Annotated in this window: 33 protein-coding genes and 1 riboswitch; of the genes, 1 reads left to right on the top strand and 32 read right to left on the bottom strand. The window is 67.6% G+C overall.

What is annotated here, in order from left to right; all coding sequences use genetic code 11:
• The 5 genes from thiS to TFC3_RS04360 form a co-directional block, all read right to left on the bottom strand.
• On the bottom strand, positions 1-201 hold the full coding sequence (gene thiS, locus TFC3_RS04380) for a sulfur carrier protein ThiS (protein ID WP_067495928.1): 201 nt from the start codon (positions 199-201) through the stop codon (positions 1-3).
• The gene (gene thiO, locus TFC3_RS04375; protein WP_067495926.1) at positions 198-1202 is read right to left on the bottom strand and encodes a glycine oxidase ThiO; all 1005 of its coding nucleotides are present in this window, start codon (positions 1200-1202) and stop codon (positions 198-200) included. Before thiO ends, thiS begins: the two co-directional genes overlap by 4 nt.
• Entirely contained in the window at positions 1199-1804 is a 606-nt protein-coding gene (gene thiE, locus TFC3_RS04370; RefSeq protein WP_067495923.1) for a thiamine phosphate synthase, read from the bottom strand. The genes thiO and thiE overlap by 4 nt, the downstream gene beginning before the upstream one ends.
• Positions 1798-1909, bottom strand: a riboswitch (TPP riboswitch). (Overlaps the previous gene by 7 nt.)
• Before the next feature lie 8 nt (positions 1910-1917).
• Positions 1918-3591 carry an ABC-F family ATP-binding cassette domain-containing protein gene (locus TFC3_RS04365; RefSeq protein WP_067495921.1) on the bottom strand — a complete coding sequence of 558 codons (1674 nt, stop codon included), beginning with the start codon at positions 3589-3591 and terminating at the stop codon, positions 1918-1920.
• A gap of 21 nt (positions 3592-3612) precedes the next feature.
• Entirely contained in the window at positions 3613-4221 is a 609-nt protein-coding gene (locus tag TFC3_RS04360; RefSeq protein ID WP_067495918.1) for a class I SAM-dependent methyltransferase, read from the bottom strand.
• A gap of 81 nt (positions 4222-4302) precedes the next feature.
• On the opposite strand from TFC3_RS04360, the gene TFC3_RS04355 reads away from it, so the two are divergent.
• A complete protein-coding gene (locus TFC3_RS04355) occupies positions 4303-5028 on the top strand; it encodes a hypothetical protein (protein WP_067495915.1) in 726 nt (241 codons plus the stop codon).
• On the opposite strand, the gene truA is transcribed toward TFC3_RS04355, so the two are convergent.
• The 27 genes from truA to rplV all read right to left on the bottom strand — a co-directional run bounded on the left by truA (position 5014) and on the right by rplV (position 20309).
• On the bottom strand, positions 5014-5820 hold the full coding sequence (gene truA, locus TFC3_RS04350; protein ID WP_173745296.1) for a tRNA pseudouridine(38-40) synthase TruA: 807 nt from the start codon (positions 5818-5820) through the stop codon (positions 5014-5016). The genes TFC3_RS04355 and truA overlap by 15 nt on opposite strands.
• Before the next feature lie 69 nt (positions 5821-5889).
• Positions 5890-6480 carry a 50S ribosomal protein L17 gene (rplQ, locus tag TFC3_RS04345; RefSeq protein ID WP_067495909.1) on the bottom strand — a complete coding sequence of 197 codons (591 nt, stop codon included), beginning with the start codon at positions 6478-6480 and terminating at the stop codon, positions 5890-5892.
• 36 nt (positions 6481-6516) lie between these two features.
• Positions 6517-7539 (bottom strand): DNA-directed RNA polymerase subunit alpha, encoded by a 1023-nt coding sequence (locus TFC3_RS04340; protein ID WP_015619022.1) that lies wholly within the window; start codon positions 7537-7539, stop codon positions 6517-6519.
• Positions 7540-7621: 82 nt separating this feature from the next.
• Entirely contained in the window at positions 7622-8248 is a 627-nt protein-coding gene (gene rpsD / locus TFC3_RS04335; RefSeq protein WP_067495907.1) for a 30S ribosomal protein S4, read from the bottom strand.
• A gap of 16 nt (positions 8249-8264) precedes the next feature.
• A complete protein-coding gene (gene rpsK, locus TFC3_RS04330; RefSeq protein WP_014440747.1) occupies positions 8265-8672 on the bottom strand; it encodes a 30S ribosomal protein S11 in 408 nt (135 codons plus the stop codon).
• 17 nt (positions 8673-8689) lie between these two features.
• Positions 8690-9070 carry a 30S ribosomal protein S13 gene (gene rpsM / locus TFC3_RS04325; protein WP_015619019.1) on the bottom strand — a complete coding sequence of 127 codons (381 nt, stop codon included), beginning with the start codon at positions 9068-9070 and terminating at the stop codon, positions 8690-8692.
• A 154-nt stretch (positions 9071-9224) separates the two neighbouring features.
• Positions 9225-9341 (bottom strand): 50S ribosomal protein L36, encoded by a 117-nt coding sequence (gene rpmJ, locus TFC3_RS04320; RefSeq protein WP_015619018.1) that lies wholly within the window; start codon positions 9339-9341, stop codon positions 9225-9227.
• A 48-nt stretch (positions 9342-9389) separates the two neighbouring features.
• Positions 9390-9611, bottom strand: coding sequence for a translation initiation factor IF-1 (gene infA, locus TFC3_RS04315; protein ID WP_007073013.1), 222 nt, complete (start codon positions 9609-9611; stop codon positions 9390-9392).
• A gap of 237 nt (positions 9612-9848) precedes the next feature.
• Positions 9849-10316: a DUF1707 domain-containing protein gene (locus tag TFC3_RS04310; protein WP_067505950.1), complete on the bottom strand. Its 468-nt coding sequence runs from the start codon at positions 10314-10316 to the stop codon at positions 9849-9851.
• A gap of 279 nt (positions 10317-10595) precedes the next feature.
• Entirely contained in the window at positions 10596-11450 is an 855-nt protein-coding gene (map, locus tag TFC3_RS04305; protein WP_067495905.1) for a type I methionyl aminopeptidase, read from the bottom strand.
• A 1-nt stretch (position 11451) separates the two neighbouring features.
• The gene (locus TFC3_RS04300; protein WP_015619013.1) at positions 11452-12105 is read right to left on the bottom strand and encodes an adenylate kinase; all 654 of its coding nucleotides are present in this window, start codon (positions 12103-12105) and stop codon (positions 11452-11454) included.
• A 74-nt stretch (positions 12106-12179) separates the two neighbouring features.
• Positions 12180-13526, bottom strand: a complete 1347-nt coding sequence (secY, locus tag TFC3_RS04295) for a preprotein translocase subunit SecY (RefSeq protein ID WP_067495902.1) — start codon at positions 13524-13526, stop codon at positions 12180-12182.
• 276 nt (positions 13527-13802) lie between these two features.
• Positions 13803-14246 (bottom strand): 50S ribosomal protein L15, encoded by a 444-nt coding sequence (rplO, locus tag TFC3_RS04290; RefSeq protein WP_067495900.1) that lies wholly within the window; start codon positions 14244-14246, stop codon positions 13803-13805.
• Positions 14246-14428: a 50S ribosomal protein L30 gene (gene rpmD, locus TFC3_RS04285; RefSeq protein WP_067495897.1), complete on the bottom strand. Its 183-nt coding sequence runs from the start codon at positions 14426-14428 to the stop codon at positions 14246-14248. The genes rplO and rpmD overlap by 1 nt, the downstream gene beginning before the upstream one ends.
• Entirely contained in the window at positions 14428-15048 is a 621-nt protein-coding gene (gene rpsE / locus TFC3_RS04280) for a 30S ribosomal protein S5 (RefSeq protein ID WP_067495896.1), read from the bottom strand. The genes rpmD and rpsE overlap by 1 nt, the downstream gene beginning before the upstream one ends.
• Positions 15049-15061: 13 nt before the next feature.
• Complete coding sequence (gene rplR, locus TFC3_RS04275) at positions 15062-15445, bottom strand: 50S ribosomal protein L18 (protein WP_173745360.1); 384 nt, start codon at positions 15443-15445, stop codon at positions 15062-15064.
• An 8-nt stretch (positions 15446-15453) separates the two neighbouring features.
• Positions 15454-15996 carry a 50S ribosomal protein L6 gene (gene rplF / locus TFC3_RS04270; RefSeq protein WP_067495890.1) on the bottom strand — a complete coding sequence of 181 codons (543 nt, stop codon included), beginning with the start codon at positions 15994-15996 and terminating at the stop codon, positions 15454-15456.
• Between the two features lie 13 nt (positions 15997-16009).
• Complete coding sequence (gene rpsH, locus TFC3_RS04265) at positions 16010-16417, bottom strand: 30S ribosomal protein S8 (RefSeq protein WP_067495887.1); 408 nt, start codon at positions 16415-16417, stop codon at positions 16010-16012.
• Between the two features lie 75 nt (positions 16418-16492).
• On the bottom strand, positions 16493-16678 hold the full coding sequence (locus TFC3_RS04260; RefSeq protein WP_015619005.1) for a type Z 30S ribosomal protein S14: 186 nt from the start codon (positions 16676-16678) through the stop codon (positions 16493-16495).
• 2 nt (positions 16679-16680) lie between these two features.
• Positions 16681-17250, bottom strand: coding sequence for a 50S ribosomal protein L5 (rplE, locus tag TFC3_RS04255; RefSeq protein ID WP_067495884.1), 570 nt, complete (start codon positions 17248-17250; stop codon positions 16681-16683).
• Complete coding sequence (gene rplX, locus TFC3_RS04250; RefSeq protein WP_067495881.1) at positions 17250-17570, bottom strand: 50S ribosomal protein L24; 321 nt, start codon at positions 17568-17570, stop codon at positions 17250-17252. Before rplX ends, rplE begins: the two co-directional genes overlap by 1 nt.
• A complete protein-coding gene (gene rplN, locus TFC3_RS04245) occupies positions 17567-17935 on the bottom strand; it encodes a 50S ribosomal protein L14 (protein WP_015619002.1) in 369 nt (122 codons plus the stop codon). Before rplN ends, rplX begins: the two co-directional genes overlap by 4 nt.
• 94 nt (positions 17936-18029) lie before the next feature.
• Positions 18030-18320: a 30S ribosomal protein S17 gene (gene rpsQ / locus TFC3_RS04240; RefSeq protein WP_067495878.1), complete on the bottom strand. Its 291-nt coding sequence runs from the start codon at positions 18318-18320 to the stop codon at positions 18030-18032.
• Positions 18317-18550: a 50S ribosomal protein L29 gene (gene rpmC / locus TFC3_RS04235; RefSeq protein ID WP_015619000.1), complete on the bottom strand. Its 234-nt coding sequence runs from the start codon at positions 18548-18550 to the stop codon at positions 18317-18319. The genes rpsQ and rpmC overlap by 4 nt, the downstream gene beginning before the upstream one ends.
• A complete protein-coding gene (gene rplP, locus TFC3_RS04230) occupies positions 18550-18975 on the bottom strand; it encodes a 50S ribosomal protein L16 (RefSeq protein ID WP_023358180.1) in 426 nt (141 codons plus the stop codon). Before rplP ends, rpmC begins: the two co-directional genes overlap by 1 nt.
• A gap of 3 nt (positions 18976-18978) precedes the next feature.
• Positions 18979-19836, bottom strand: a complete 858-nt coding sequence (gene rpsC / locus TFC3_RS04225) for a 30S ribosomal protein S3 (protein WP_067495876.1) — start codon at positions 19834-19836, stop codon at positions 18979-18981.
• Positions 19836-20309, bottom strand: coding sequence for a 50S ribosomal protein L22 (gene rplV, locus TFC3_RS04220; RefSeq protein WP_067495873.1), 474 nt, complete (start codon positions 20307-20309; stop codon positions 19836-19838). Before rplV ends, rpsC begins: the two co-directional genes overlap by 1 nt.
• Positions 20310-20314: the final 5 nt, after the last annotated feature.

The raw sequence follows: 20314 nt of genomic DNA, 5'->3' as shown, positions 1-20314 counted from the left end.
TCAGCCTCCCTGCGCCGCGGTGAGCACCTCGACCCGGTCACCTTCGCGCAAGGTGGCAGCGGACCAGGCCGATCGCGGGACCACCTCGCCGTTCACCGCTACCGCAACGCCGCGGCGGGCCTGGGTGACGCCGTCGACCAGCCCTTCGACGGTGCTGCTGGGTTCGACTGTGGTGTGCTGGCCGTTGATGGTGACCCTCATGCAAACCTCCCGGGGGCGAAAGCGTCGAGCAAGGGATCGGGCCGGCCGGTCACCACAAGGTCGGCGATCAGATCGGCAGTGATCGGCGCGAGCAGCACGCCGTTGCGGTGATGTCCGGCAGCGACGATCACATCGGTGCGCCACCGCCCGAGCAGCGGCGCGTTGTCCGGCGTGCCGGGCCGGTGCCGCACGACGGTTTCGGTCAGCTCGGCTTCGGCCAGGTCGGGGACGAGGTCGGTGGCCGACCGCAGCAGCTCCAGCACCGCGCCGGCGGTCACCGTGAGGTCGGCGCGCTCCTCTTCGGTGGCGCCCACGATGATGTCGCCGTCGGCGCGCGGGACGACGTACACGTGCCGGCCGTCGACATAGCCGTTGATCACGTGACGCAGCAGCCCGGGTTCGGCCCGCAGCCGCAGGACCAGCCCTTTCACCGGGCGCACCGGCAACCCCGTCAGCGCTGCGGTCCCGATGCCCGCTGCGATGACGACCGGCCCGTCCGGGATGGTGTCCACCCGCCGGGGCTGCACCGCGTCCCCGAGCGCCGACCGCAACGCGGCCACCACCCGGCGCGGGTCGACCTGATGATCGCCGGGCAGCAGGGCCCCGCCGCGAACCCGAGGCGACAGCGCCGGCTCAAGGTCGCGCAGCTCACTGGAGGCAAGCGGCTGCGGCCCGTCCCGGTACCCCCACATCCGCCGCGCCGAGGCCAGGTCATCGCTGGTCAAGGCAACATCCAGGGCGCCGGTACGGTCGTAGCCCAGCGAGCCCAGGCCGGCGGCGAACCCGGCCCAGCGTTTCGAGGACTCCAGCAGCAGCGCGCTCAACGCCTCCTGCCCGAACGCGGTCTCCCCCGCCGCGGCCAGCATCCCGGCCGCCGCGTACCAGGCACCGTCGTCGCGGCCCTCGTCGTAGACGGCGACGTCGAGCCCGCGCTGGGCACAGCGCCAGGCGATGCTCAGCCCGATGATCCCGCCACCGACCACGGTCAGCGGCGACGTCATCCCAGGACCTTGAGCAGCTCGGTGGTCGCTGCACCGGGATCCTCGGCTGCGGCCACGGCACCGACCACCGCCACGCCGGCCGCCCCAGCCGCCAGGAGCAGCCCCGCATTGCCGGCCGTCACCCCGCCGATGGCGATCACCGGCGTACCCGGGACAGCCAGGGCCACCGCACCGATCCGGTCCGGCCCGAGCGGTGCGGGCAGCCCTGCCTTGGTGGTCGTGGGGAAGGCCGGCCCGACTCCCAGGTACGAGGCCCCGGCAGCAACCGCGGCCCGGGCCGACTCGGCATCACGGCAGGTCGCACCCAGCACGCCAGCACCGAGAACGGCTCGCGCGGCGGCCACGGGAAGGTCGTCGGCGCCCACGTGCACGCCGTCCGCGCCCACGGCCAGCGCGAGGTCCACCCGGTCGTTGATCAGGCACAGCACCCCGGCCAGCCGGCACACCGCGACAATCTCGGTGGCCAGGGCGAAGGCGGCGCGGTCGGTGACGTTTTGTGGACGTACCTGGATCGCTATCAGCTTTGGATCTGGGGCCGCGGCCACGGCAGCGGCCGCAACCGCCACACTGTCGGTGACCACATGCAGACGTGCGAAGTCCACAACGCACTCCTCCCTGCGCCGGCATGATCCGGATCAGGTTCGACGGTCGGAGGCCGCGGCAGCCTCCCTCTCAGCCCGGTGCACCGGACTCCCGTGGGGGTTTGGGCAGAACCTTAACCCCGAAGCGACGCTCGGCGCACGTCCCAGACGGGCTCGGGCGTCTCCACGACTTCACCGTCACCGCCAAAGAGGACGAAACGGTCGAAGCCCCGGGTGAACCAGCGGTCGTGAGTGACCGCAATCACCGTGCCTTCGAACGCCTTCAGGCCCTCCTCCAGTGCCTCGGCCGACGCCAGGTCGAGGTTGTCCGTTGGCTCGTCGAGCAGCAGCACCGTCGCCCCGGACAACTCCAGCAACAGCACCAAGAAACGCGCCTGCTGACCGCCGGACAAGGTGCCGAAACGTTGATCACCCTGCGCCGCAAGCTCATAGCGGTTGAGCGCCTTCATCGCCCCCGCACGATCCATACCGGAGCGATGTTCGTCACCCCGCCACAGGATCTCCACGAGGGTCCGTTCGATCAGCTCAGGCCGGTCGTGGGTCTGCGAGAAGTGACCCGGGCGAACCCGGGCACCAAGCCGCGCTTTGCCGTTGTGCGCAACATGTGCCAAAGGAGCGCCATCGACCGGCTTGTTGTCCGCATCCGGTTCGGTGCCGCCGCCGGCCAGCAGGCGCAGGAAGTGCGACTTGCCGGTGCCGTTCGCGCCCAGCACGGCAACCCGGTCGCCGTACCAGATCTCCAGGTCGAACGGGAACGTCAGATCCTCCAGCTCCAGCTCTTCGCAGATCACGGCCCGTTTTCCGGTACGACCACCGCGCAGCTTCATCCGCAGCGACTGCTCCTTCGGCGGCACCGGTGGCGGCCCCGCTTCCTCGAACTTGCGAAGCCGGGTCTGCGCCGCCTGATACCGCGAGGCCAGCCCATCGTTGAATGCGGCCTTGTTCTTGAGCGTGAACACAAGCTCCTTGAGCTTCTCGTGCTCCTCATCCCAGCGCCGCCGCAGTTCCAGCAGCCGCGCATGGCGGTCCGAGCGCGCCTCATGCCACGACGCGAAGCCCCCCGGATGCGTCCAAGCACCGCCGCCCTCCACCGCAACCACCCGCCCGGCGGTCTGGGCCAGCAGCTCACGGTCGTGCGAGACGTAGAGCACCGACTTGGACGACTCTCGCAGGCGCTCCTCCAGCCAGCGCTTGCCCGGCACGTCGAGGAAGTTGTCCGGCTCGTCGAGCAGCAGCACTTCGTCGGAGCCGCGCAGCAGCAGGTCGAGGGCGAACCGCTTCTGCTGGCCCCCGGACAGCGTGCGGACCGGGCGGTGCTTCACCTCGTCCCACGCCTTGTCCAAGATGGAGACGGCGACCACGTCGAACAGCACCTCGGCGTCATAGCCGCCCGCCTCACCCCAGCCGGTGAGCGCGTTGGCGTACGCGATTTGCGCCTTTTCCGATTCCGGCGCCGCCTGCAGCCGCTCATCGGCCGCCGCCAGCTCCGCCCCGGCCTTGCGCAACGGCGGCGCGACCAGCGACAACGCCAGATCCGCAAGCGTCCGGTCGTCGCCGATCATGCCGATGAACTGGCGCATCACCCCGAGCCCGCCGGAACGCGCGATGGTGCCGATCGGCGCGGCGATATCCCCGGCCACCATCCGCAGCAACGTCGTCTTGCCGGCGCCGTTGGGGCCGACCAGGGCCACCTTCGCGCCCTCGCCGACCCGGAACGACACGTCGGAGAACAACTCCCGCCCGTCCGGCAGCACGAACCCGGCCCCGGAGACATCCACGTAACCCACACGGACATCTTCCCGGAGGTGCTAGCCGCGCGTCACCTTCAATACCCGGTACCCACGCTGGCTGGCGGTTCGTGTCACATTCCAGCCCTTGCCGGTGAGCCAGGTGTGCAGCGAGTCACCACCGAGGTTGCGGTTGATCACCAACCACGCGACGCCACCCTCCGCCAGCCGGTCCAGCCACCGATCCACCAGCGCCTGCAGCCCGGCCTTGCCGATGTGGGTCGGCGGGTTGCTCCAGATCTGATCAAAAAGCAGCTCATCCGGTACGTCCTCAGGTGCGCGAACCTGCACCCGCTCGCCCAGCCCCAGCGTTGCAGCGTTCTCCTCGGTCAACGCCCGCGCCCGCGAGTTCACGTCAATCGCGACCACCCGGCTGCGCGGCGCCTCGGCGGCCAGCACACAGGTGATCGGCCCGTAGCCGCACCCGATGTCGAGAAACGTGCCCTCGGTGGCGGCATCGGGTAGGTCACCCTTGCGCAGCAGCACAGCCGTGCCCGGGTCGAGCCGCCCGGCCGAGAAGACCCCGCGAGAGGCGGCAAGCGCGTAATCCCGGCCCGCCACGGAGAACTCGATCTGCTCGCGGGTTTCCGGCGCGGTGGGCTCGGCACTGAAGTAATGGTCGGCGGTCACCCTGCCAGTTTGCCTGTCCCCGCCTCGCTGCCGCACACGGAGTGCGTCCATCGATCATCATGCGCTCGTAACGTGAAACCCATGCCAGCCCATCGCGCCCGTCCGCTGGCCGTCGACCGGGACCCGCAGCAAGCCATGCACCTGCTGCTGACCGGGCTCGCCGCGCTCATCGTCACGTCGATCCTGGTGCTGGTCGGGTTCTTCGTCATCGCCGACAAACGCCGCGAGGCTGCCTCGGCGGCGGCGCCGGTGCTCGCCCCCAGCACCATCGGCTCCCGGTCAGCCGACCCGCAGCCGCTGACCCGGCAGGAGGTGTTCCCGTCGCAGCAGATCGAGCTGGTCGCGGGGGCTTCGCCGTACCGGATCACGGTGACCCATGTGGACACCGACTGCACCCGGGCGGCGACCGGTGAGCTGGCCACGCTGCTGGCCGGCAACGGGTGCGACCAGATCGTGCGGGCCACCATGACCGCGCCCTACGGCGGTTACCGGGTGACTGCGGGGATCTTCAACCTCGCCGACGACGCGGGTGCGGCCGAGGCCGCCGAGCGCGCTGGCTCGCTGATCGAAAACGGGCGCGGAGGCTTCGCGGCGATAGGCGCGCTGGGCACCTTCACCCCTACCACCACGCCGCTGGCCCAGGCCGGTTGGCGCTCCCGGGGGCACTACCTGCTGTACTGCCTGATCTCGCGGCCCGACGGTGGCGTGGTGGCCGATGACGACCCGTACGCCGGGCGCATCACCGCCGACCTCGTTGAGCAGTACCTGAGCGACAAGGTCATCGCCACGCGGTCACGGCACGCGTAGACGCCGGGTGGCATCGGCGCGCTGGGCGTACTCGGATTCCGCGGGATAGCCGACCTCCACCAGCGTCAGCCCGTGCGCCGGGGCCACTGTCACCTCGCTGGAACGCTCGCGCATGGTCAGCAGCTTGGCCGGCCAGGCGGGATCGCGCCGGCCGTCGCCCACGGTCAGCATCGCGCCGACCAGGCTGCGAACCATGGCCTGGCAGAACGCATCGGCTTGCACGGTGGCCAGGGCCACGCCGTCCGGGGCGCGCCGCCAATCCAGCCGGGTGATGGCTCGTACGGTGGTGGCGTGCTCCTTGCGCTTGCAGAACGCGGCGAAGTCGTGCAGGCCGACCAGGCCCTCGGCGGCAGCGTTGAGCCGGTCCAGGTCGAGCGGGCGTACCCAGCCCAGGGTGTCGTGGCGGCGCAGGGGTTCGGGACCGTAACCGGTGTCAGCCACGCGGTACTCGTAGCGGCGGAACGTGGCGGAGAAGCGAGCATCGAACGTACCCGGAACCGGGGTTATCGCCTTGACCCGCGCGTCGGGCGGCATCAGCGCGGCGAGGCGGCGCAGCAGGGACGGCTGCAGCGTCTCCCAGAGATCGTCCGCAAGCTCGATGTGGCAGACCTGGCCGCTCGCGTGCACGCCGGCGTCCGTGCGCCCGGCCACGGTCAGGCCCAGCTCCGCATCCGGGCCGGTGAGCCGGGTGAGCGCTTCGAGCAACACCCCCGCGACGGTACGACGGGTGGGCTGCACCGCCCAGCCGGAAAAATCGGTGCCGTCGTACGAGACGTCCAGCCGCAGCCGCACTTGCGTCCTCCCCTTGGATACAGAACAGCCCGGCACCCTTCACAGGGTGCCGGGCCGTCAGTGCCTTGCTCAGGCCTTGGTGTCTTCGCCCTCGGCCTGGTCGCCCGGGCCCTCGGCGCCCTTGTCACCGGAAGCGTTCACCGGCGGCTCGGCGTCCTGGTCGTCCTGCACGTCGGCCGGGGCCTCGGCCGCCGGGACGGCGGCCGGGGTCTCGTCCTCGTCGCGGGTCAGCGCCTCGACCTTGTTCTGCTGCGCGGCGGCCTTGCGGGCCGACTTCGACGGCGCGGTGGTCGCCGCAACCTGCAGCTCCTCAACCAGCTCGATGACGGCCATGGGAGCGGCGTCACCCTTGCGCGGGCCGGTCTTGGTGATGCGGGTGTAACCGCCGGGACGGTTGCCGTAGCGCGGCGCGATCTGCTCGAACAGCGCGTAGACGACGTCCTTGTCCCTGACGACGGTCAGCACCCGGCGACGGGAGTGCAGGTCACCGCGCTTGGCCTTGGTGATCAGCTGCTCCGCCAGGGGACGCAGGCGCTTCGCCTTCGTCTCGGTGGTCTTGATCTTCCCGTGCCGGAAGAGCTCCGTGGCCAGGTTGGCCAGCAGCAGCTTCTCGTGCGCCGGGCTGCCGCCGAGGCGGGGACCCTTGGTGGGCGTGGGCATTTCGAGTGCTCCTTGTGAATGGCCGCTGCGAGCTTGTTAGAGCTGCTCGGTCTCGCGGTAGTCGTCGGTGTCGTAGTCCACGTCGCCGAACGAATCGACCACGTGCGCCGGGTCGAAGGACGGCGCGCTGTCCTTGAGGCCCAGGCCCATTCCGGCGAGCTTCATCTTGACCTCGTCGATCGACTTCTGACCGAAATTCCTTATATCCAGAAGGTCGGCCTCCGTACGCCCTATTAGCTCGCCCACCGTGTTGATGCCCTCGCGCTTGAGGCAGTTGTACGACCGGACGGTGAGGTCCAGCTCCTCAATCGGCAGGGCCAGGTCGGCGGCCAGCTGGGCGTCCTGCGGGGACGGCCCGATGTCGATGCCCTCGGCGGTCTCGTCCAGCTCGCGGCAGAGGCCGAACAGCTCGACAAGCGTCGAGCCGGCCGATGCCAGCGCGGTCCGGGGCGAGATGGATGCCTTGGACTCGACGTCAATGATCAGACGGTCGAAGTCGGTGCGCTGCTCGACACGGGTGGCCTCGACGCGGTAGGTCACCTTCATGACCGGCGAGTAGATCGAGTCGACCGGGATCCGGCCGATCTCGGCGCCGGCGCTCTTGTTCTGCGCTGCCGTGACGTAGCCACGGCCCCGCTCGACGGTGAGCTCCATGTCGAGCCGGCCCTTGCTGTTGAGCGTGGCCAGCTTCAGGTCGGGGTTGTGCACGGACACGCCGGCCGGGGGCTGGATGTCACCGGCGGTGACGTCGCCCGGGCCCTGCTTGCGCAGGTACATGCTGACCGGTTCGTCGTGCTCGGAGCTGACGGTGAGCTCCTTGACGTTCATGACCAGCTCAACCACATCCTCCTTGACACCGGGGATGGTGGTGAACTCGTGCAGAACGCCGTCGATCTTGATGCTGGTGACCGCCGCGCCCGGGATGGACGACAGCAGGGTCCGCCGAAGCGAGTTGCCGAGGGTGTAGCCGAAGCCCGGCTCCAGCGGTTCGATGGTGAACCGGGAGCGGGTCTCGCTGAGCGTCTCCTCCGAGAGGGACGGCCGCTGGCTGATGAGCACGCTGTTCTTCTTTCTGTCAGGCCACCCGCTATTTGATGGCCATCTGTATTGCCCGGCGCTCTCTCAAGCGCCGGGCAACGTGTTACTTGGAGTAAAGCTCGACGATCAGCTGCTCCTGGACCTGCGTGTCGATGACAGCGCGGGCCGGGAGCGAGTGGATCAGGATCTTCATCTCACTCGGGATGGGCTCGAGCCACGCCGGCACCGGGCGGGAACCCGCCTGAGCCTGCGCAACCACGAACGGCGTCATCTCGCGGGACTTCTCCCGGACCTGGATGATGTCGTGGTCCTTCACCCGGTACGAGGGGATGTCCACCTTGATGCCGTTGACCAGCAGGTGGCCGTGCTTGACCAGCTGACGGGCCATGTCGCGGGACGCGGCGTAGCCGGCCCGGTAAACGACGTTGTCCAGCCGCGACTCGAGGATCTGCAGCAGCACCTCACCGGTCTTGCCGGGCTTGGTGACAGCCTCCTCGTAGTAACCGCGGAACTGCTTCTCGAGCACGCCGTACGTACGACGGGCCTTCTGCTTCTCGCGGTGCTGGAGCAGGTACTCGGTCTCCTTGGTCCGGCCACGGCCGTGCTGCCCGGGCGGGAACGGCCGGGACTCGAACGGGCACTTCGGACCATCGCACTTGCTGCCCTTGAGGAACAGCTTCATCTTCTCGCGGCGGCAGCGCTTGCAGTCCGCACCTGTGTAACGAGCCATTACTTCGATCTCTCCCTTAGACCCGGCGACGCTTCGGCGGACGGCACCCGTTGTGCGGCTGGGGCGTGACGTCGGAGATCTGCCCGACCTCGAGACCCGCGGCCTGCAGCGAACGGATGGCGGTCTCCCGGCCGGAACCGGGGCCCTTGACGAACACGTCGACCTTGCGCATGCCGTGCTCCATCGCCCGGCGAGCGGCGGCCTCGGCGGCCAGCTGCGCGGCGAACGGGGTCGACTTGCGGGAGCCCTTGAAGCCCACCTGGCCGGACGAGGCCCAGGAAATGACCGCACCGGTCGGGTCGGTGATCGACACGATGGTGTTGTTGAAGGTGCTCTTGATGTGCGCCTGCCCGTGGGCGACGTTCTTGCGTTCCTTGCGCCGGACCTTCTTGACTGCGGCCCCTGCGCGTGCCTTCGGTGGCATAAGTCAGTGCGCTCCTATTACTTCCGACCCGGCTTCTTCTTACCTGCAACCGTGCGCTTCGGACCCTTACGCGTACGCGCGTTGGTCCGGGTGCGCTGACCCCGCACGGGCAGACCCCGGCGGTGGCGGATGCCGGCGTAGCAGCCGATCTCGACCTTGCGGCGGATATCCGCGGCGACCTCGCGGCGCAGGTCACCCTCAACCTTGAAATTGCCCTCGATGTAGTCGCGGAGCTGGACCAGCTCCTCGTCCGTGAGGTCCTTGGCGCGCTTGTTCAGATCAATAGCGGTAGCGGTCAGCGCCTCAACGGCACGGGTGCGACCGATCCCGAAGATGTAAGTGAGCGCGATCTCCATCCGCTTCTCGCGGGGAAGATCGACGCCGACGAGTCGAGCCATAAGTGGGCGTACTCCTCAGGTGTCTCACGGAGGTCTGTGCCCGTCGCCATCCCGCCTGCCCGGACGGGCCCCGGCCTCCGACCGGGGGTGCAGCCACAAGTGGCTGGGGACGAGCTTGTTCGTTCGTGCGTACGGATCTGGCAGCGAGCCGGGACTAGCCCTGGCGCTGCTTGTGGCGCGCGTCGGTCTTGCAGATGACCATGACGCGGCCGTGCCGCCGGATGACCCGGCAGTTGTTGCAGATCCGCTTGACGCTCGGCTTGACCTTCACGGTTTGCCTTAACTCTCAGTCGGACGGGAACAGATCCCCGCGACTCGACTACTTGTAGCGGTAGACGATGCGACCACGGGTCAGGTCGTACGGCGAAAGCTCGACGACGACCCGGTCCTCGGGAAGAATGCGGATGTAGTGCTGCCGCATCTTTCCGGAGATGTGCGCCAATACCTTGTGACCATTCGCGAGCTCGACGCGGAACATAGCGTTCGGCAACGGCTCGATCACTCGGCCTTCGATCTCGATGGCTCCGTCTTTCTTGGGCATGTCCTCCGCTACCTGACATCGGGTTCGTGGGGCAGGCGAGTACAACGTTCATCCCGGCCCCCGTTAGGAGGGGGCCGGAACCAGCCGCGGCTCCGGCACCTTCAGAAGCGCTTTGAAGACACGCCGGAGTGGACGCTGTGCGCCAGCAAGCCAGTGTACGCGCGCCTTACCATCGACACCAAACCGAGCCCCCCGTAACCCGAGGTCGGGTGAGTCACGTGCCGGGAAATCTGGACATTAGCCCTGATTCTTCTCATCATCCCGGGTCAGCGCTCGCCGTTCCCGCTTGAGCTGCTTACGGGCGCGCTTCTCGGCCTGCTTACGTGGCTCCCCCGTGCTCAGCCCCGTCACGGTGACGAAAACCAGAACCAGTCCCCAGGGAACGGCTACCCACACCGGCCAGAAATAAGTGAGATCACCACTGGCCACGCTGCTGATCAACCAGATGACACACGTAACGCCGACAACCCCGAGCCAGCTCCCCCACACCTCACGGAGCCACCGCCCCGTGGCATGGGACTCAACGGGGACGGAAACCTTGGCGGTCGGCAAATCCTGCAACAACGGATTCAACTCGCCGTAAGTCTTGGCGGCGTAGGCCTGCTGCACGCGGTCGTCATACTCGTGCAGGTCCAGCCGGCCCTCATCCAGCGCAGCCCGAAGCTTGTTGGCCACGGCTTGGCGGTCGGCGTCCCCGGCCCTCATCTCGTCCCGCCCCATGCGTCCCAGCATGACAGCGCGACGCTCCCCGGTCACGAGCCGGATTCAGCGACCTTCGTTCAGCGGCCTTTACTGAGTCGTTCAGCGGCCTTTACTGAGTCGCCCCGCGAGCCCGGAGGCCAAGAACGACGCTCCCACTAAGCTTCCGCATCTCGCCGACCTCCGCCGGAGCAGCAGGCTCAGATACGTGATGAGGCTGAAGCTGAGCACGTCCAGAGGGCAGCCCACCCGTCCAGACGGCGGCCCGTCCAGCCAAGAGCCGCCCTATTCAGCCAGCGAGTCAGCAGCGGGCTGCCGGGAGGTCACCAGATCCCCCAACCGCGCCCGTCCGCCGTCGTGCGCCGTAGTCACCCAAACCCCGTCCTCAAGGATCGCCATCGTGTGCTCCACGTGCGCGGCCCTCGAAGCGTCCCGGGTGACGACTGTCCAGCCGTCATCGAGCTCCACCGTGCGCGGCGACCCCATCGTGATCATCGGCTCGATTGCCAGGGCCATGCCGGTCACCAGGCGTGGTCCCTTGCCCGGCTTGCCGTGATTGAGCACGTGCGGGTCCTGGTGCATCTCGGTGCCGATGCCGTGGCCGCCGTAGCCGTCGACGATGCCGTACCGGCCGGACTTGCGGACGACCTTCTCGACGTTGAACGAGATGTCGGTCAGCCGCCCTCGCCCGTTCGCCGCTCCGCGCGCCGCCGCGGCGATGCCGGCCCACATCGAGTCCTCGGCTACTTCGGCCATGCGCAACAGCGCCGGATCCGTTTCGCCCACGCCTACCGTGATGGCCGAGTCGCCGTGCCAGCCGTGCAGGATGGCGCCGCAGTCAAGCGAGATGAGGTCGCCCTCCTGCAGCACCTGCTCGGCGGACGGGATGCCATGCACGACCTGTTCGTTCACCGAGGCGCAGATCGAGGCCGGGAAGCCGTGGTAGCCCTTGAAGGATGGGACTGCCCCGGCGTCGAGGATGACCTTCTCGGCGATGGCGTCCAGGTCTGCCGTTGACACCCCCGGGGCCACCGCCTCGCACATGGCGTCCAGCGCGGCGGCGACCACCAGGCCGGCGCCGCGCATCAACTCGATCTGCTCGGGCGTCTTCAGCTGGATGTCCATCTGATGACGGCGCATGTCAGCCTCCGTACGAGCGCAATGCGTCGATCGCCCGCACCGTGACGTCCTCGACCGGCCCGGTCGCGTCGATGCCGACGAGCTTGCCCTGCGCGCCATAGAAGTCGACAAGCGGTGCGGTCTTGTCCGCGTACTCAACGAGCCGGTTGGCGATTGTCTCCGCCCGGTCGTCGTCACGCTGGAAGAGCTCGGAGCCACACCTGTCGCAGATGTTCTCCTTGCTCGTCGGGTCGAACTCGACGTGCCAGATCTTGCCGCAGCCCCGGCACGTACGCCGCCCCGACAGCCGCCGGATGACCTCGTCGTCGTCGACCACAAGTTCCATCACGAGGTCGAGGGCGGTGCCGAGGTCGGCCAGCAGCTTGTCCAGCGCCGACGCCTGAGGGACGGTTCTCGGGAACCCGTCCAGCAGGAAACCGTCGGCGGCATCGGGCTCGGCCAGCCGGTCCCGGACCATGTTGATGGTCACCTCGTCCGGGACCAGGTTGCCCGCGTCCATGTACCGCTTGGCCTCAAGACCCAGCGGTGTGCCCTGCGACACGTTGGCTCGGAAGATGTCACCGGTCGAGATCTTCGGTACGGCGAGATGGGCGGCGATGAACTCAGCCTGGGTCCCCTTGCCGGCCCCCGGAGGGCCCACCAGTACCAGCCGCACCTACATCGCCTCGCTTCGGTGAGAACGAGCTTCGCAAACCTCGGACGCGAGAGCCCCCCGGCTCCGCGCCCCCACTACCGGAGGAACCCTTCGTAGTTGCGCTGCATGAGCTGGCTCTCGATCTGCTTCACCGTCTCCAGACCCACACCCACCATGATCAGCACCGCGGTGCCGCCGAACGGGAAGTTCTGGTACTGCTGGTTGTCCAGCCAGATGAAGAAGAAGTTCGGGAGAACGGAGATCAGGCCCAGGTACAGCGCGCCCGGCAAGGTGATCCGGCTGAGGATGAAGTCCAGGTAGTCGGCGGTGGGCTTACCGGGCCGGATGCCCGGTACGAAACCACCGTACTTCTTCATGTTCTCCGCGACCTCGGTCGGGTTGAACGTGATCGAGACGTAGAAGTACGTGAAGAAGATGATCAGCAGGAAGTACGTCGCGATGTAGATCCAGTGGCTGGGGTTGGCCAGGTTGTTCTGGATCCACTGCTGGTAGCCCTTGAGGTTGTTCTGGTCGAAGAACTGCAGGTAAAGCTGGGGCAGGTAGAGCAGCGACGACGCGAAGATCACCGGTACGACACCGGCCTGGTTGACCTTGAGCGGGATGTACGTCGAGGTGCCGCCGTACATGCGCCGGCCGATCATCCGCTTCGCGTACTGCACCGGGATGCGGCGCTGGGCCTGCTCGATGAAGACGACCGCGCAGATGACCAGCAGCACAAGCGCGACAACAAGCCAGAACTTGGCCCAGCCGGCGCTCTCCTTGATCGTCCAGCCCTCACCGGGCAGGCGAGCGGCGATCGAGGTGAAGATCAGGACCGACATGCCGTTGCCGACGCCGCGGTCGGTGATGAGCTCGCCGAGCCACATGACCACACCGGTGCCCGCGGTCATCGTGATGACCAGCATGACCAGGGTCAGCCACAGCGGCAGCCCGGTGTTCTCGGGAATGATCTGGAGGTTGGCCTGGTCCTGCGGGCAAGCGTTGGCGAACAACTGGCCGGAGCGGGCCAGTGCGACGAACGCCGAGGACTGCAGGATCGCGAGGCCCAGAGTCAGGTACCGGGTGTACTGGGTGATCTTGGCCTGACCGGATTGACCTTCCTTGCGCAACTGCTCGAGGCGCGGAATCACGACCGTGAGCAGTTGCAGGATGATCGAGGCGGTGATGTAGGGCATGATGCCCAGCGCAAACACCGACAGCTGAAGAAGCGCGCCACCGGAGAACAGGTTCAGCAGGTTCAGGACCCCGCCGCCGGCGTTGGAGCTGTTCACGGCGTCCAGGCAGTTCTGGACGTTGGTGTAGGACACGCCTGGGCTGGGCAGTGTGGCACCGAGCCGGTAGACCGCGATGATCGCTACTGTGAACAGCAGTTTCTTGCGCAGGTCAGGCGTCCGGAACGCACTGGAAAAGGCGGAGAGCAACTTCTTCCTCCTGCGCGAGGTGGCCGCCTGTAACCGGCGGATGGGGGTAGGCATCGGTCCGGACGACCGATATCCCTAGCTGGGAACGGACTTTAACAGCCTGACGGGGCTGTCGTGAGGCACGGTCGCCGCTTGTGCAACACCTGGGGACGAAGAGCTACGCCGCGGCCGTTGGAACGGTGCCGCCCGACCGGATGAATCCCCAGGTCAAACGCCACAACGGGGATGCCAGCCAGGTATCACGTGTGATACCCGGGCCAGCACCCCCGGCGAAAATCACAGCTCGGTGGCGGAACCACCGGCTGCGGAGATCTTCTCCTTGGCCGACTCGCTGAACGCGTGCGCCGAAATTTGCAGCGACACGCCGCCCAGCTCGCCCGAGCCGAGGACCTTCACGAGCTGGCCGCGCCGCACCGCGCCGGCCTCAGCCAGCTCGAGCGGGCCGACCTCGCCACCGTTCGGGAACAGCTCGGCGAGGCGGTCCAGGTTCACGACCTGGAAGACGACCTTGTTCTTGTTCTTGAAGCCCTTCAGCTTCGGCAGACGCATGTGGATGGGCATCTGCCCACCCTCGAACGCCGCCGAAACGTTCTTACGGGCGCCGGTGCCCTTGGTACCGCGACCGGCCGTCTTGCCCTTGGAGCCCTCACCGCGACCCACCCGGGTCTTCGCGGTCTTGGCTCCCGGAGCGGGACGCAAGTGGTGGACCTTGATCGCCATTACTCGACCTCCTCGACAGCGACGAGGTGGTTCACGGCGAAGATCATGCCCCGGATCTCGGGACGGTCTTCCTTGACCACCACATCGTTGATCCGCTTCAGCCCAAGCGACCGCAGGGAGTCCCGCTGGTTCTGCTTACGGCCGATACCGGACCGGACCTGGGTGACCTTCAAGCGTGCCATCAGTGCACCGCCGCTTCCGCACGAGCCGCCAGCATGGCCGCGGGGGCCACGTCCTCGACCGGGAGGCCACGGCGCGCCGCAACCTGCTCCGGCGACTCGAGGCCCCGGAGCGCGGCCACCGTCGCGTGCACGATGTTGATCGGGTTCGACGAGCCGAGGCTCTTGCTCAGCACGTCGTGGATGCCCGCGCACTCCAGCACGGCACGCACCGGGCCACCGGCGATAACACCGGTACCCGCCGAGGCCGGCTTGAGCAGGACGACACCCGCAGCGGCCTCACCGGTGATCGGGTGCGGGATGGTCGCACCGATCCGCGGGACCTTGAAGAAGTGCTTCTTGGCCTCCTCGACGCCCTTGGCGATGGCCGCGGGCACCTCCTTGGCCTTTCCGTAGCCGATGCCGACGGTGCCGTCACCGTCGCCGACGATCACGAGGGCGGTGAAGCTGAAGCGACGACCACCCTTCACGACCTTCGCGACACGGTTGATCGCGACGACCCGCTCGAGGTGCGGGGTCTTCTCGACGGGCGCGTTGCCGCGGCCGCCCTCACGGCGGTTGTCGCGGCGGCCACCTTCGTTGTTACCGCCGGACCCGCCGCCTCGGCGCTGCTGACCAGGCATTGGTCATTCCCTCCTAGAACTCGAGTCCGGCTTCGCGGGCGGCGTCGGCAAGCGCGGCGATACGCCCCGCGTACTTGTTGCCACCGCGGTCGAAGACGACCTTGGACACGCCCGCGGCCTTGGCCCGCTCGGCGAGCAGCGTACCGACCTTGCCGGCCAGCGCACTCTTGTCACCCTCGGAACCCCGCAGCGAGGCGTCGAGCGTGGAGGCAGAAGCCACCGTGTGGCCCTTGAGGTCGTCGACGATCTGCGCGGTGATGTTCCGCGAGGACCGGGTGACGACCAGGCGGGGACGCTCGGCGGTGCCGCGGACGTTCTTGCGGACCCGGAAGTGCCGACGCGCCTTGCGGACGGCGCGCTTGGAGGCGACACCGCCGCCATTGCGGCGCTTGAGCAGCGTGGCGGTCACTTCTTACCTGCCTTTCCAGCCTTGCGGCGGATGACCTCGCCCTGGTACTTGACGCCCTTGCCCTTGTAAGGCTCCGGCGGGCGGATCTTCCGGATGTTCGCGGCGACCTCGCCGACGAGCTGCTTGTCGATGCCTGCCACCGTGAACTGCGTGGGCCGCTCCACCGAGAAGGTGATGCCGGTCGGCGCGGGCACGTTGACCGGGTGCGAGAAGCCCAGGGCGAACTCGAGGTCCTTGCCCTTGGCGGTCACGCGGTAACCGGTGCCGTTGATCTCCAGGGTCTTCTTGTAGCCCTCGGTGACCCCGACGATCATGTTGGCGACGAGGGTCCGCGAGAGCCCGTGGAGCTCCTTGGCCTTGCGCTCGTCGTTGGGGCGGTTGACCTGCAGCTCGCCGTTCTCCGCCTTCTCAACCGTGATCGGCTCGGCGACGGTGTGCGAGAGTTCGCCCTTGGGACCCTTGACCTTGACGGTCTGGCCCGTGATGGTGACGTCGACGCCGGCGGGAACCGGGATCGACTTACGTCCAATACGCGACATGTCTAAGTCTCCGTTACCAGACGAAGGCGAGGACTTCCCCGCCAACGCTCCGCTTGCGGGCCTGCCGGTCAGTCAGGAGGCCCTGGGACGTCGAGATGATCGCGACGCCGAGGCCGCCGAGCACCCGGGGGAGCTCGTCGGACTTGGCGTAAACCCGCAGACCGGGCTTGGACACGCGCTTGATCCCGGCGAGGCTGCGCTCGCGGCTCTGGCCGTACTTCAGTTCAACGACCAGGCGCTTGCCGACTTCGCCTTCTTCAGGCTCCTCGGCCGACCAGGAGGCGATGTAGCCCTCCGCCTTGAGGACCTCGGCGATGTTCGCCTTGATCTTCGAGAAGGGCATGGTCACCTTGTCGTGGTACGCCTGGTTGGCGTTACGCAGACGCGTGAGCATGTCTGCGATCGGGTCCGTCATCGTCATGGGTATTCGTCAACCTTTCTCGCCGGGGTTCCCGGATTCACTCCAGGCCTACGGCGAAGCGGTATTACAAGTCGTTTACCAGGAAGCCTTGGACACGCCGGGGAGCTCACCGCGGTGGGCCATGTCTCGCACGCAAACCCGGCAGAGGCCGAACTTACGGTAGACCGAGTGCGGGCGACCGCACCGCTGGCACCGGGTGTACGCCCGCACAGCGAACTTGGGCTTCGCGGCCGCCTTGATGATCAGGGCCTTCTTAGCCATGCTCAGTTCTCCTTGAACGGGAAGCCCAGGAGCTTGAGCAGCTGCCGGCCCTCCTCGTCGGTCTTGGCGGTGGTCACCACCGTGATGTCCATGCCCCGCGTGCGATCGATCCGGTCCTGGTCGATCTCGTGGAACACCGACTGCTCGGTCAGACCGAACGTGTAGTTGCCGTGCCCGTCGAGCTTGCGCCCGTCGAGCCCGCGGAAGTCACGGATACGCGGCAGCGCGATCGACAACAGCCGGTCCACGAACTCCCACATCCGGTCGTTGCGAAGGGTGACCTTCGCGCCGATCGGCATGCCCTCACGCAGCTTGAACTGCGCGATGGACTTGGTCGCCCGGCGAACCAGCGGCTTCTGGCCGGTGATGGTGGTGAGGTCACGCACCGCACCGTCGATCAGCTTGGCGTCGCGAGCAGCCTCGCCGACACCCATGTTCACGACGACCTTGACCAGGCCGGGGACCTGCATGGGGTTGCCGTACTTGTACTGCTCCTGAAGCGCAGAGATGACCTCGCTGCGGTACTTCTGCTTCAGCCGGGGCAGGGTCTTGGTCTCGGTAGCGGCAGTCATCACAGGTCCTTACCAGTGGTACGGGCGATCCGGACCTTCTGGCCGTTGTCGTCGGTGCGGAAGCCAACCCGGGTCGGCTTGCCCTCGGAGTCCACGATCTGCACGTTCGAGATGTGGATCGGGGCTTCCTGCGTAACGATGCCACCGGTCTTCGAACCGCGCTGGTTCGTACGGATGCGCTCGTGCTTCTTGATGCGGTTGACGCCCTCGACAAGGACCTTGTCCTGGCGCGGGAAGGCCGCAATGACCTTACCCTTGGCGCCCTTGTCCTTGCCGGCGATGACGACGACCGTGTCGCCCTTCTTGATCTTCACGGTCAGAGCACCTCCGGCGCCAGGCTGATGATCTTCATGAACCGCTTGTCGCGCAGCTCGCGGCCGACCGGGCCGAAGATGCGCGTGCCGCGGGGGTCTCCGCCGTCCTTGATGATGACGGCGGCGTTCTCGTCGAAGCGGATGTACGAGCCGTCGGGACGGCGCTTCTCCTTGGCGGTGCGAACGATGACCGCCTTGACGACGTCACCCTTCTTCACACCGGCGCCCGGGATGGCGTCCTTGACCGTGGCCACGATGACGTCGCCGATGCTCGCGTAGCGGCGGCCGGAGCCGCCCAGTACACGGATGCACAGGATTTCCCGGGCACCCGTGTTGTCGGCGACGCGCAGTCGCGACTCCTGCTGGATCACGTCTGTCTCCTATGTCTGCCAGTTCTCCGGATCGAGCATCCGAAGCTTGGCGGAACGATGGTTCGCTGGGCCGGCTCGCACCGGCCCAGCGCACTCACTTGGCCTTTTCGAGGATCTCCACGACACGCCACCGCTTGGTGGCCGACAGCGGGCGGGTCTCCATCATCAGGACCCGGTCACCGATGCCGCACGCGTTCTGCTCGTCGTGCACCTTGAGCTTGCGGGTGCGACGGATCACCTTGCCGTAGAGGGCGTGCTTGACGCGGTCCTCGACCTCGACGACGACGGTCTTATCCATCTTGTCGCTGACGACGAGACCCTCGCGCACCTTGCGCTGAGACCGCGGCGCAACGGCGTTCGTACCCTGGGGGGCAGTTTCACTCATGCTGTCACCTCACTCGGCGCGGCCGAGAGCCCGAGCTCACGCTCACGCATGATCGTGTAGATCCTCGCGATGTCCTTGCGGACAACCTGCAGCCGACGGTGGTTGTCGAGCTGACCGGTCGCGCCTTGCACGCGAAGATTGAACAGCTCCGCCTTCGCCTCCCGCAGCCGCGAGACCAGCTCCTCTTCGGAGAGCTCGCGCAGCTCGGCCGGCTTCACGCCCGCTGCCATCAGTTTTCACCCACTTCGCGTGTCACGATGCGGCACTTCATCGGGAGCTTGTGGATCGCGCGACGCATCGCTTCGCGCGCAATCGTCTCATTCGGGAACGACATCTCGAAGAGAATGCGTCCCGGCTTGACGTTCGCCACCCACCACTCCGGCGAACCCTTACCGGAACCCATGCGGGTTTCGGCAGGCTTCTTGGTCAGTGCCTGGTCCGGGAAGATCGAGATCCAGACCTTACCGCCACGCTTGATGTGGCGCGTCATGGCGATACGGGCCGACTCGATCTGCCGGTTGGTCACGTATGCCGGCTCCAGGGCCTGGATACCGAACTCGCCGAAGACCACCCGGTTGCCGCCCTTGGACGCGCCGTGGCGGTCCGGGTGGTGCGGCTTGCGGAAGCCCTTCGGGGGCTTACGCGGCATCAGCATGTGTCAGCCCTCCTGCTGCGTTTCGGCCGGAGCCGGAGCCGCGGCAACCGCGGCGTCGTTGACGTTCTCGCCGGCCGGGGTGTCACCCGTACGGGCCTGCGCGGCAGCGCGGCCAGCCTCGGTGCCACCGGCGGTCGTGCCGGACGAACCGGAACGGCCGCGGCGCGGACGCTCGGGACGGTCGCCACGGTCACGGCGCGGACGCGCGGGCGCCTCGGGGGCTACCTCGCGGCCGGGCACGGCGTCGCCCTTGTAGATCCAGACCTTCACGCCGATGCGACCGAACGTGGTACGAGCCTCGAAGAAGCCGTACTCGATGTCGGCGCGCAGCGTGTGCAGCGGGACGCGACCCTCACGGTAGAACTCCGTGCGGCTCATCTCCGCGCCACCGAGGCGGCCGGAGACCTGCACCCGGATGCCCTTGCAGACCGGGTTCTTCATCGCCGACTGCATGGCCTTGCGCATCGCCCGGCGGAAGCTGACCCGGCTGGACAGCTGCTCGGCGACGCCCTGCGCCACGAGCTGCGCGTCCGACTCCGGGCTCTTCACCTCAAGAATGTTGAGCTGAACCTGCTTGCCGGTGAGCTTCTCGAGCTCGCCGCGGATACGGTCCGCCTCAGCACCCTTACGGCCGATGACGATGCCCGGACGCGCGGTGTGGATGTCGACGCGGACGCGGTCACGGGTGCGCTCGATGTCCACCTTCGAGATGCCGGCGCGCTCGAGGCCCTTGGACATCATGCGGCGGATCTTGACGTCCTCGCCGATGTAGTCCTTGTAGAGCTTGTCCGCGAACCAGCGGCTCTTCCAGTCGGTGGAGATGCCGAGCCGGAACCCGGTGGGGTGAACTTTCTGACCCATTACTCGGCACCTTCCGTGCTCTGGGACTCGGCCTGCGCGGCCTCAGCGGCGGGTGCCGCCGACTTGGCCGGTGCGGCCTTCGCGGTGGCCTTGCGGCCAGGCGTGGTGACCTGGACGGCTTCCACCGCGATCGTGATGTGACAGGTGCGCTTGCGGATCCGGTACGCCCGGCCCTGCGCCCGCGGCCGGAACCGCTTCAGCGTCGGGCCCTCGTCAACGAACGCCTCGGCGACCAGGAGCGCGTCCGGGTCGAGCCGCACGTTGTTCTCGGCGTTGGCAATCGCGCTGGCGAGCACCTTGTAGACCTGCTCGCTCGCAGCCTGAGGCGCGAACTGCAGGACCGTGAGAGCCTCCTTCGCGGGCAGACCGCGGACGAGGTTGATCACACGGCGCGCCTTGTTCGGCGAGATGCGCACGTGGCGCGCAACTGCCCGAGCGCCTGGAAGCGCCGGAGCATCGCTCTTGACTGGCATCGCTG

The organism is Actinoplanes sp. TFC3 (assembly GCF_001553785.1).
In the GTDB taxonomy this organism is placed as follows: domain Bacteria; phylum Actinomycetota; class Actinomycetes; order Mycobacteriales; family Micromonosporaceae; genus Actinoplanes.
This window is presented reverse-complemented; position numbering and strand designations above follow the sequence as displayed.

Coding starts and splice junctions, on each gene's coding strand:
- rplF (WP_067495890.1), bottom strand. CDS start 15,996: ATGTCGCGTATTGGACGTAAGTCGATCCCGGTTCCCGCCGGCGTCGAC.
- TFC3_RS04355 (WP_067495915.1), top strand. CDS start 4,303: ATGCCAGCCCATCGCGCCCGTCCGCTGGCCGTCGACCGGGACCCGCAG.
- rpmC (WP_015619000.1), bottom strand. CDS start 18,550: ATGGCAGCGGGCGTGAAGCCGGCCGAGCTGCGCGAGCTCTCCGAAGAG.
- thiS (WP_067495928.1), bottom strand. CDS start 201: ATGAGGGTCACCATCAACGGCCAGCACACCACAGTCGAACCCAGCAGC.
- thiO (WP_067495926.1), bottom strand. CDS start 1,202: ATGACGTCGCCGCTGACCGTGGTCGGTGGCGGGATCATCGGGCTGAGC.
- rpsC (WP_067495876.1), bottom strand. CDS start 19,836: ATGGGTCAGAAAGTTCACCCCACCGGGTTCCGGCTCGGCATCTCCACC.
- rpsQ (WP_067495878.1), bottom strand. CDS start 18,320: ATGAGTGAAACTGCCCCCCAGGGTACGAACGCCGTTGCGCCGCGGTCT.
- rpsH (WP_067495887.1), bottom strand. CDS start 16,417: ATGACGATGACGGACCCGATCGCAGACATGCTCACGCGTCTGCGTAAC.
- TFC3_RS04260 (WP_015619005.1), bottom strand. CDS start 16,678: ATGGCTAAGAAGGCCCTGATCATCAAGGCGGCCGCGAAGCCCAAGTTC.
- rplO (WP_067495900.1), bottom strand. CDS start 14,246: ATGGCGATCAAGGTCCACCACTTGCGTCCCGCTCCGGGAGCCAAGACC.
- rplV (WP_067495873.1), bottom strand. CDS start 20,309: ATGCCAGTCAAGAGCGATGCTCCGGCGCTTCCAGGCGCTCGGGCAGTT.
- TFC3_RS04310 (WP_067505950.1), bottom strand. CDS start 10,316: ATGAGGGCCGGGGACGCCGACCGCCAAGCCGTGGCCAACAAGCTTCGG.
- rplQ (WP_067495909.1), bottom strand. CDS start 6,480: ATGCCCACGCCCACCAAGGGTCCCCGCCTCGGCGGCAGCCCGGCGCAC.
- rplP (WP_023358180.1), bottom strand. CDS start 18,975: ATGCTGATGCCGCGTAAGCCCCCGAAGGGCTTCCGCAAGCCGCACCAC.
- map (WP_067495905.1), bottom strand. CDS start 11,450: ATGCGCCGTCATCAGATGGACATCCAGCTGAAGACGCCCGAGCAGATC.
- rplE (WP_067495884.1), bottom strand. CDS start 17,250: ATGACTGCCGCTACCGAGACCAAGACCCTGCCCCGGCTGAAGCAGAAG.
- rpmD (WP_067495897.1), bottom strand. CDS start 14,428: ATGGCACGCTTGAAGGTCACCCAGGTCCGGTCCGGTATCGGCCGTAAG.
- rpsK (WP_014440747.1), bottom strand. CDS start 8,672: ATGCCACCGAAGGCACGCGCAGGGGCCGCAGTCAAGAAGGTCCGGCGC.
- rpsE (WP_067495896.1), bottom strand. CDS start 15,048: ATGCCTGGTCAGCAGCGCCGAGGCGGCGGGTCCGGCGGTAACAACGAA.
- rpsM (WP_015619019.1), bottom strand. CDS start 9,070: ATGGCTCGACTCGTCGGCGTCGATCTTCCCCGCGAGAAGCGGATGGAG.
- rpsD (WP_067495907.1), bottom strand. CDS start 8,248: ATGGCTCGTTACACAGGTGCGGACTGCAAGCGCTGCCGCCGCGAGAAG.
- infA (WP_007073013.1), bottom strand. CDS start 9,611: ATGCCCAAGAAAGACGGAGCCATCGAGATCGAAGGCCGAGTGATCGAG.